Genomic DNA, 8,722 nt, shown 5'->3' with positions numbered 1-8,722 from the left:
CCTTGTATTCAAAGTTTAGCGGTCTTCACCATGTGGGTTTTAACTGGTAACAATATCAACACATAGTTTATGACCAAGCTCTGTTACTACATAAGTAGCCTTATCGTCTTCGAGAACCTCTCCAACAATTCTTAACTCTTTACAGAAACTTTCTGCGTGGGCAACGTCGTGAACCTCAATACCCAGATTTACTGGAAAATTTGCCCTAAAACTGATCCCGGCCTCCGTATAGAAAGTCGTAGTAGTTGTCCAAGCACTGCTTGTGCCATCTCGATACCGACATCTAGAGGGCTCCGTTCTGATAAAACCTCCTGCTCGCTTTGACTCATAGTCTCAGCATCAAAAACTGCATTCTCACCGGAGCCCGGGTTTTGTCTATCTGTGTAAATACTCATTTTCGTCTCCATATTATCCCGTAAAAAAACCGGATCCTCGGTTGGAATCCGGCTCCTGCGTCTTCGTTTACTCGCGCTACAAGATTCCAACCATTATTTTTTTGCCACAATTCGCACAAAACCGAGCTTGCGGCTTGGCATGAACTTGGCAATAATGTGTTGGATTTGTTGCATCACGAGTATTAAAGCTACACCTTAAGTCGCCTCTTGTCAAGTCATACGTCCTGGTGTATTGTGGAATTTATGATATTAAACATGAAGCACATGCTACTCCTCCTCGGCCTACCAGGGCTGTGCTTCAGTATGGTTGAAGCCTGAGCGTATAAAACGTTTCTAGCACAGCCCAAGAATAGTCAGGCTTCACCGCCTGATTATTTATATATATAAGGAGTGTTCAATAATGATTACAAACGAAAATATACAAGGTGGGTACGACCCTAGTGAAATTCCTACACAAGAGGAGATTGACCGCTACAATCAGAACATCAGACGACAGAGAGAAGCCGAAATAATGTCTTCTTGTAGTGATATAGGTTCGACAGCAACGGGTGGCTCAATACAAGTAATTCGACAAGTACCTTACAGTGGTGATGAAGAGCCAATCGAGCAATTTATCGGACGCAGCACTCGGAACTTTCCAGCTTGAGGCTTAATTCGTTAATGTGTTTACTGGACTATGATTTTTAGCGAAGTGTCCAAAAAACTTGCAAGAAAACTGCAGGGTTGACCCAGCAGTGAGCTTTCGAGACTCCTCAGATAATTGCTGAGGAGTAACGCCCACAACCGGGTCACTGAAACCACTGCCGGGTCTCACCCGGCAGTGAGCTTCGAAATACTCCTCAGATAATTGCTGAGGAGTAATGCCCGGCATAGCCGGGTCACTCGAAAGTCTACTGCTGGGTTGACAAACAGAGGTAAAACGGATAGTATACTTGCGTTACCAAAGACAGCGACGGTTTTGTACGCTTATTGCGCATAAAAACATGATAATGTCGCCGAGGCAGCAGCAAAAATTTAGAATTTTGATTCTAGATTTGAGAATGTTGAATCTTTAAAGTCTTTGGCAATGCCAAAGACTTTTTTATTAGGTAACAGTGCGCTCACGGTCGATGGGGCGCGAGAACTTACAAAACCATAAACTAGACACTAGCAACTAGCGTCTAACCACTACTCTAAGGAGTTATATGGCGTTAACAAAAGATAAGAAAAATGAAGTCATTGCCGAAGTCAGCCAGCTACTGGCAGATTCAAAGATGACTGTCATCGCCGCCTATCAAGGCACGCCGGTAAAAGCTATGCAACAGCTTCGACGCGAAGGTCGTGAAAACGGAACTACACTAAAGGTCGTAAAAAATCGCCTTGTTAAAAAAACGATCGAAACGACCGATAATGTGAAAGACACTGATACAAGCGCCTTAAACGGTATGCTGTTATACGCGTTCAATAGCCAAGATGAAGTTGCCCCAGCACAAGTGCTTGCTGACTATGCTAAAAAGCAACCTACGCTTCAATTTGTCGGCGCAATTTCAGAGAACGGTAAGTTCTTGCCGCCAGAAGAAGTTCAGGCGCTTTCAGCACTACCAAGTAGAGACGAGTTGATTGCTCAAGTCCTCTCTACGCTAACTTCACCACTAGATGACGTTACAAATGGGTTGTCTGGCAACCTTCACGCGCTGCTTGACGGCGTAGAAACAAAAGCTGTCGCCTAGGGCTTACAGTACAAAGTGACAAGTGTATAAAGTAAAAAGCAATAACACTTTATATACTCTCTACTTTCAAACTTTTAACTAACTAAATCGGAGATTTAATATTATGGCAAAAGACCTAAAGAAACTTGCAGAAGAATTAACTGGTTTGACTGTACTAGAAGTCAACGAACTAAGACCTGAAGATGAATACGGCATTGAGCCTGCAGCAGCTGCAGCTGTAGTTGCCTGCCCGGCAGCCGGCGGTGAGGCTGCACCAGCAGAAGACGAACAAACTGAGTTTGACGTTGTTCTAAAAGATGCAGGCGCACAAAAAGTTGCCGTTATTAAGGCTGTTAAGTATTTACGGACCTCGGACTTGGCGAAGCCGAGGCAGTAAGTGAGACGGTGCACCAAACCCGGTACTCGAAAAAGCGGCCAAAGAAGACGCTCCGAATGCTCAGAAAGCAGCTCGAAGAAGCAGGCGCTACTGTCAGAACTAGCCTAAGTTTTACAAAACATTTTCATAACCGCTGCACAATCTGTGGCGGTTATGTATTTGTAGACCGAACACTAAGCAAGTTTTCCACAGTTAATTGAACTTTTTTGACTTGCATTATTAAGCATGCTAGCTTTAAGTGTAAGTGTACCCAAATAACAAACACTTATGAGAGACTTAAAACAATGCCGGATGTACCAGAAAAACAAGTAAAAAGGTTACGAACACTTATTCAAGACGCCGAAACAAACCTAGCTGCAGCAAAAGAGCTGTTGATTAGTCTGGTAGGTGACGATGCTGCTTCTACTGTTCATAGTACCGAAGATAACCTTGGTAAAGTTATAGAAGGTGTTTTTGACGGACAAAACATGGTCGGATCGGACGCAGAGTATCTACCCCGTTCCAGCCAATTATGCAAGCAAGTCAAAACTTGTTCAGGGAGATATCCTAAAACTGACTATCGCTGATGACGGGGCGTTTATGTACAAACAAATCGGCCCAATTCCGCGTAAACAACTTGTCGGGACACTTAAGCAAGAAAACGGCCATTATTTTGTGACTGTTGGCGATCGTGAATACCGAGTACTATTAGCTAGCGTCACTTATTTTAAAGCCAAACCAAATGATCAAGTTAGTATCAACGTCCCAGAAGACAACGAACAAGCCGAGTGGGCAGCTCTCGAAGCAGCTCTTTAGTTACTCGCAGCAGTAACAGTCAATCACATATGCGTTTTAAAATTGTTATACTTGCATTAATTTTATTCAGCTAAATAATATATACAATGACAAGCCAACCAGAATCACCTCAGGCTAATACCTTTCAGCGTGTGGCGAATGAAACCTACGATATTGTGACGCCAGCAAATGTCATAGACGGAGTTGCGTTAGTAGGTGCTTTCGCAGGAAGTCGACACCTGGATAAGTGGGGTGGTATTGCAACTTGTGCTGCTTCATTTGCTGCTGACGTAGCGGATGGACCTGTCGCAAGAGGAACAGGCACTCAATCAGAATTAGGTGAGATGGTTGATGCAACAGGAGACAAGATTAAGCTCGCATTTACCGCAGCAGCAATATGGAAACACAAGTTAGCGCCACGTCACCTAATAAGCGCTGTAGCAATACAGAACGGCATAAACGCAGTTGCAACAACCATTGACCGATCAATGGATAAAGAAGCCGTTATACACCCTAGTATGTTCGGTAAACGAGCCATTTTTCTACAACAAGCTGGACTTGGTGCACACGTCATTGGCTCAAAACTAGAGGAAGACCATCCGCGGATGTCGAAGTATGTTAAACGAGCTGGTACTGCAGTAGGTTATACCGGTGTTGGTCTCGGCATAGTAGCAAGTATTGGTTATGTTCGAGCTCTGCACGATTCATTGAGTGATCGCTAGATTCATTAGTGCAATCAACAACAGACAATCGCTTGTAAAAACGCTATAATGCATAGTCTATGGGGAAAGCACTCTATCGGAAATACCGTTCACGTTCTTTATCTGAGATAGTCGGTCAAGAACACATAACTTCAACACTACAAAACGCTCTCAAACAGGGAGGGGTTAGTCATGCGTATCTATTTACAGGTCCTCGTGGTGTTGGTAAAACGTCGGTTGCGCGTATATTAGCTTATGCAATAAACGACATACCCTACACTGACGAAGACGAAACTCACCTTGATATTATCGAAATTGACGCCGCCAGCAACCGTAGAATCGACGAGATACGTACACTGCGTGAACGAATCCATAATGCACCAACCAGTGCTTCATACAAGGTTTACATTATTGATGAGGTGCATATGTTGACCAAAGAAGCGTTTAATGCGCTCTTAAAAACGCTGGAGGAGCCGCCCGCCCACGTTGTGTTTATATTGGCTACAACCGAGGTTCATAAACTACCAGAAACGATCGTTAGCCGCACACAACGATTCAATTTTCGACCAATCGACAACCCGCAAGCCGTTAAGCATTTACAGGGCATCGCAAAAAAGGAGAACATCGACATCGATACCGAGGCGCTGGAGTTAATTTCAGCTCATAGTCGAGGCTCGTTCCGTGACAGTATTAGTCTTTTAGATCAAGTTCGGCACATTGACCACAGGATTACAGCTAAAGATATACAAGCTATGCTTGGTATCGCTCCCACAGAAAGCCTGGAAAAGTTAATAACTGGCGTAGCTCACGCGGACACTGCCAGTATTGTAAACACTCTAAAAAATATACAAGAGCAGGGTTTTCAGGCGTCTATGGTAGCCAAGCAGCTTGCAACTTTGCTAAGAGAAGCACTGATAAACGATAAACACTACTTTGACTACAATATAACCACCAATATTCTTAAAGAACTAATAGAAGTACCTGTATCGCATGATCCAGTTAGCTATCTTGAGCTAGCTTTATTGTCTGCGGCAACCAAAATTAATCCGGGCTCGAGCCATTCGCGACCTCAGTCACAATTACCAACTCAACCAGAACAAACTATTGACAAACAAACCACGCCAAACAATCCAGAATCTAACCAAACACCCAGCAGTACAAAACCAAAAAAACCCCAAGCAAAATCAGAATCAAAAGCCGATAAAGCACCTGAAGTATCAAACACAGCAGCGAATGAATCACCCAAGAGCCAAAGCAGTAAGCTTGACGCTGACGCATGGCAATCCGTTCTAGACGCAGTCAAACAAAAACACAATACGTTATATAGCATTTTACGAATGGCTACACCGAAGTTTGACAAAAATACGGTCGTTCTATTATTTGATTTTCCATTCCACCAAAAGCGCATCAACGAAGACAAGAACAAACAGGCGATTATTGGTATTGTACATTCATCGATAGGTCAAGATGTAGAGTTAGTTTGTGAACTGGCAACAACTCAATCTAAAAAACCCGATAAGCCTGATACGACACCCAAAACTGATGATTCCGTGGATACCATAAGCAATATCTTTGGCTCAGCTGAAGTGCTAGAATCATAGAACGATGGAAGAGAGCAACCCAAGAGTACCACCTCAGAGTCCGGAGGCTGAATCAAGTCTACTCGGTGCTATTCTCATAGATCCTGATGCAATCGTCAAAGTCGCCGATACCGTTGCCGTAATCGACTTTTATGACGAACGACATCAACGTATATATGAAGCGATGCGCTCGTTGTATGATTCCCATAAGCCAATTGATGTACTTACATTATCTGATCAATTGAAAGCATCCGGTTTTTTGGATATGGCAGGTGGTTCTGCCTATCTTACAGAACTCACTAACTTCGTCCCGACCGCTTCGCACGCTGATCAGTACGCTCAAATTGTTGCGCAAAAAGGCTTACGACGCCGACTAATTAAATCGTCGCAAGATATTGTTGGATTAGGATTCGACGAAGGCAAAAACCTCCAAGAACTCATAGAAGAAGCTGAGTCTCGGCTATTTGACATTAGTCATCAACACGTAAAACAAGATGTCACCAGCCTAGAAAACATTTTAACCGAGAGTTTTGATAGACTTGATGAACTCCACAAAGACAAGGGGAAGCTACGAGGTGTTCCGACTGGCTTTAAAGATCTAGACAACATACTTGCCGGCTTACAACCATCAGACCTGTTTATCCTAGCTGCGCGTCCTTCTATGGGGAAGACAGCCTTAGCTTTGAACTTAGCGCACAACGTGGCCGTTAAATCAAATGCTCCGGTTTTACTGTTCAGCCTGGAAATGAGCAAGGAACAGCTCGTCGACCGGATGCTATCTATGGAATCCGGCGTGGATGCCTGGGCGCTTCGAACCGGAAACTTGAGCGATAGTGATTTTGAGAAAATTGGACACGCCATGGGAACGTTATCTGAAGCACAAATATATATTGACGACTCTCCAGGTATTACAGTAAGTGATCTGCGAACCAAAGCCCGCCGCGAGGCACACCAGCGAAAACTCGGTTTAATAATTGTTGACTATCTACAACTGATGAGCGGGGGAGCTCGTTATGGCGGCGATAGTAACCGAGTTCAAGAAATATCCGAAATTTCCCGCGGTCTTAAGGGAATTGCCAGAGAGTTAAATGTACCAGTGATCGCATTGTCGCAGCTCAGCCGCTCTGTAGAGAGTCGAAGTCCCCAGATCCCTCAACTTGCCGATTTGCGTGAATCAGGCTCTATCGAACAAGATGCAGATGTAGTTGCCTTTATATATCGAGAAGATTACTACAATCCGGAGACGGATCGCCGCAGTATAACCGATGTATTTATTAAAAAACATAGAAACGGTCCGACTGGTGCGGTAGAATTGTTTTTCGATGCCGAAAAACAACGGTTCAGAAGTCTCGACACTAAACACTCTACTCCGTTTGAACAATAACCAGTCATGTTGGCTCCGGATCCACCGCCTCGTGTATACTGTCTGTATTCATGAACACACATACACCAAAACGCTACAGTCTGGATGGATAGCTTATGAATTTAAGTCGCCTAAAGAGTAAACGTTTCCAGAGAGCTTTACCATTAGCCGATGCTTGGCGTCCAATATTGTTAGCTTTTCTCGCTGTAGCTTTACTATGTACATTTTTGTTGTTTCGGCTCAGCACGCTTACGCCGGGATTCGGCCAACCCGAAATACAGTTGCTCGAAGCCTCCCGATCTTTTTCCGTCATTGCAGACAACCCTTTGTTTTTACCTAATAAAGTTGGGGTATATCTGCTAACAGAACTCGGAATCGGCGACATGGCCGGCAGAGTAATAAGTGTCGGGATTGGGGTTATAGCTGCAGTTGCAATGTTTTTGATACTTCGTCAATGGCACACTCCTAGAGTCTCAATACTAGCAACGTCGCTGTTTATAACATCGAGCTGGTTTTTAAATGTTTCCCGGATTGGTACGGAAGATTCAGCTTACCTTTTAACACTCCTGCTCGTATTATCGGGCGTGTGGCTCCATAAGAAACGCCATGTTTTTGTTGCTTCAATCATTGCTACCGTCAGTGCGGCTTTTCTGCTATATGTGCCTGCCATGAGCTGGCTAGTGCTCGCCGGTGTCATCTGGCAACGCAAACGGATAACCGCTGCTATTGCCTCGCTTTCAATTTGGTGGCAATCTGCTGTGTTGATCATGGCCGGGTTAATCCTTGTCCCCCTTGGCTGGGGATTAGCCCAACAACCAACTTTGGCACTGACTTGGCTCGGACTACCTCAGTCCTGGCCAACCGTAGTTGAGTTTATTGGAAACGTGGTAAATGTACCAAAAGAAATATTCCTCCAAAGGGCACACAATCCGATATACGGGATTGGCCGGTTGCCATACCTTGATATATTTACAACCATCATGGTCGCTTTTGGAGTCTACTCCTATGCGTTTCGTCTTAAACTGGACAGGACTCGTCTTATTCTAGCTGGAATGGGGTTTGGTGTACTATTTGTATCTCTGGCTGATGAAGTCCGAATAAGTCTGTTATTACCATTCATCTACATTCTTGCGGCTGCGGGTATCACGCTACTGCTGCAAAAATGGTTTACGGTATTCCCCAAAAACCCGCTAGCTCGCGGTATTGCGGTTGCTGTGATGATTGCGGCCATTATGACATCTAGTTTTTACCACATCACCCGATATTATGAAGCTTGGCCAAACACGCCGGAAACCAAACAAACTTTTCAGCAACGCCCCTGATAATCTGATACAATAGTGGTGAACCAATAGGAGGGAGCGTAATGAGTAAATTTGATCAAGCTAAAATGTTAATGAAAGCCAAGAAGCTGCAAAAGGAATTGCAGAAAATGATTATCACCGTCGAGAAGGGTGAAGGAGCCGTTACTGTAGAAATAAATGGCGAACAGAAAATAAAAAAGATCCACATTGATCCAGAATCCGTAGACGTTGATGACATTGCCGAGCTAGAGAATTGGGTTGAAGAAGCCGTCAAAGAAGCGATTGCCGAAAGTCAGAAAATAGCCGCCGAAAAAATGCAACCTATGATGGGCATGCTCGGTGGACTCGGCATGTAACGCACCATAAGTTATGCAGATATTACCGCCAGCACTAGTTGCATTAATTGAGTCATTTGGAGAACTACCGGGGGTTTGGGCCGCGAACTGCCGAGCGTTACGCTCACTTTTTGTTTAATCAAACCCGGCAATCGCCAAACAGCTTGCCGATAGTGCTCAAAACGTAC

The 8,722-nt window shown here is 44.3% G+C and carries 11 protein-coding genes and 1 other annotated feature; of the genes, 10 read left to right on the top strand and 1 reads right to left on the bottom strand.

What is annotated here, in order from left to right:
• Positions 1 to 188: 188 nt before the first annotated feature.
• Complete coding sequence (locus tag U5K77_03790; GenBank protein MDZ7744847.1) at positions 189 to 395, bottom strand: hypothetical protein; 207 nt, start codon at positions 393 to 395, stop codon at positions 189 to 191.
• 400 nt (positions 396 to 795) lie between these two features.
• Here U5K77_03790 and U5K77_03785 point away from each other — a divergent pair, with 400 nt between their 5' ends.
• From U5K77_03785 to U5K77_03740, 10 genes are all read left to right on the top strand, one after another.
• A complete protein-coding gene (locus U5K77_03785) occupies positions 796 to 1,041 on the top strand; it encodes a hypothetical protein (GenBank protein MDZ7744846.1) in 246 nt (81 codons plus the stop codon).
• 276 nt (positions 1,042 to 1,317) lie between these two features.
• Positions 1,318 to 1,487, top strand: a sequence feature (ribosomal protein L10 leader region).
• Positions 1,488 to 1,579: 92 nt separating this feature from the next.
• The gene (gene rplJ, locus U5K77_03780; protein MDZ7744845.1) at positions 1,580 to 2,104 is read left to right on the top strand and encodes a 50S ribosomal protein L10; all 525 of its coding nucleotides are present in this window, start codon (positions 1,580 to 1,582) and stop codon (positions 2,102 to 2,104) included.
• Between the two features lie 103 nt (positions 2,105 to 2,207).
• Positions 2,208 to 2,480 carry a hypothetical protein gene (locus U5K77_03775; protein MDZ7744844.1) on the top strand — a complete coding sequence of 91 codons (273 nt, stop codon included), beginning with the start codon at positions 2,208 to 2,210 and terminating at the stop codon, positions 2,478 to 2,480.
• Positions 2,481 to 2,764: 284 nt separating this feature from the next.
• Positions 2,765 to 3,046: a hypothetical protein gene (locus U5K77_03770; protein MDZ7744843.1), complete on the top strand. Its 282-nt coding sequence runs from the start codon at positions 2,765 to 2,767 to the stop codon at positions 3,044 to 3,046.
• Between the two features lie 13 nt (positions 3,047 to 3,059).
• Positions 3,060 to 3,275 carry a hypothetical protein gene (locus U5K77_03765; protein ID MDZ7744842.1) on the top strand — a complete coding sequence of 72 codons (216 nt, stop codon included), beginning with the start codon at positions 3,060 to 3,062 and terminating at the stop codon, positions 3,273 to 3,275.
• Between the two features lie 86 nt (positions 3,276 to 3,361).
• Positions 3,362 to 3,976 (top strand): CDP-alcohol phosphatidyltransferase family protein, encoded by a 615-nt coding sequence (locus U5K77_03760; GenBank protein MDZ7744841.1) that lies wholly within the window; start codon positions 3,362 to 3,364, stop codon positions 3,974 to 3,976.
• Positions 3,977 to 4,035: 59 nt separating this feature from the next.
• The gene (gene dnaX / locus U5K77_03755; protein MDZ7744840.1) at positions 4,036 to 5,556 is read left to right on the top strand and encodes a DNA polymerase III subunit gamma/tau; all 1,521 of its coding nucleotides are present in this window, start codon (positions 4,036 to 4,038) and stop codon (positions 5,554 to 5,556) included.
• A gap of 4 nt (positions 5,557 to 5,560) precedes the next feature.
• Positions 5,561 to 6,919 (top strand): replicative DNA helicase, encoded by a 1,359-nt coding sequence (gene dnaB, locus U5K77_03750; protein MDZ7744839.1) that lies wholly within the window; start codon positions 5,561 to 5,563, stop codon positions 6,917 to 6,919.
• Between the two features lie 95 nt (positions 6,920 to 7,014).
• On the top strand, positions 7,015 to 8,220 hold the full coding sequence (locus tag U5K77_03745; GenBank protein ID MDZ7744838.1) for a hypothetical protein: 1,206 nt from the start codon (positions 7,015 to 7,017) through the stop codon (positions 8,218 to 8,220).
• A 41-nt stretch (positions 8,221 to 8,261) separates the two neighbouring features.
• Positions 8,262 to 8,555 carry a YbaB/EbfC family nucleoid-associated protein gene (locus tag U5K77_03740; protein ID MDZ7744837.1) on the top strand — a complete coding sequence of 98 codons (294 nt, stop codon included), beginning with the start codon at positions 8,262 to 8,264 and terminating at the stop codon, positions 8,553 to 8,555.
• Positions 8,556 to 8,722: the final 167 nt, after the last annotated feature.

This window comes from Candidatus Saccharibacteria bacterium (assembly GCA_034521515.1).
GTDB lineage: Bacteria > Patescibacteriota > Saccharimonadia > Saccharimonadales > JAXHMH01 > JAXHMH01.
Note: the sequence above shows the minus strand (reverse complement) of the source record. Positions and strands in the feature narration are given on the sequence as shown.

Coding starts and splice junctions, on each gene's coding strand:
- U5K77_03790 (MDZ7744847.1), bottom strand. CDS start 395: ATGAGTATTTACACAGATAGACAAAACCCGGGCTCCGGTGAGAATGCA.
- U5K77_03785 (MDZ7744846.1), top strand. CDS start 796: ATGATTACAAACGAAAATATACAAGGTGGGTACGACCCTAGTGAAATT.
- rplJ (MDZ7744845.1), top strand. CDS start 1,580: ATGGCGTTAACAAAAGATAAGAAAAATGAAGTCATTGCCGAAGTCAGC.
- U5K77_03775 (MDZ7744844.1), top strand. CDS start 2,208: ATGGCAAAAGACCTAAAGAAACTTGCAGAAGAATTAACTGGTTTGACT.
- U5K77_03770 (MDZ7744843.1), top strand. CDS start 2,765: ATGCCGGATGTACCAGAAAAACAAGTAAAAAGGTTACGAACACTTATT.
- U5K77_03765 (MDZ7744842.1), top strand. CDS start 3,060: ATGTACAAACAAATCGGCCCAATTCCGCGTAAACAACTTGTCGGGACA.
- U5K77_03760 (MDZ7744841.1), top strand. CDS start 3,362: ATGACAAGCCAACCAGAATCACCTCAGGCTAATACCTTTCAGCGTGTG.
- dnaX (MDZ7744840.1), top strand. CDS start 4,036: ATGGGGAAAGCACTCTATCGGAAATACCGTTCACGTTCTTTATCTGAG.
- dnaB (MDZ7744839.1), top strand. CDS start 5,561: ATGGAAGAGAGCAACCCAAGAGTACCACCTCAGAGTCCGGAGGCTGAA.
- U5K77_03745 (MDZ7744838.1), top strand. CDS start 7,015: ATGAATTTAAGTCGCCTAAAGAGTAAACGTTTCCAGAGAGCTTTACCA.
- U5K77_03740 (MDZ7744837.1), top strand. CDS start 8,262: ATGAGTAAATTTGATCAAGCTAAAATGTTAATGAAAGCCAAGAAGCTG.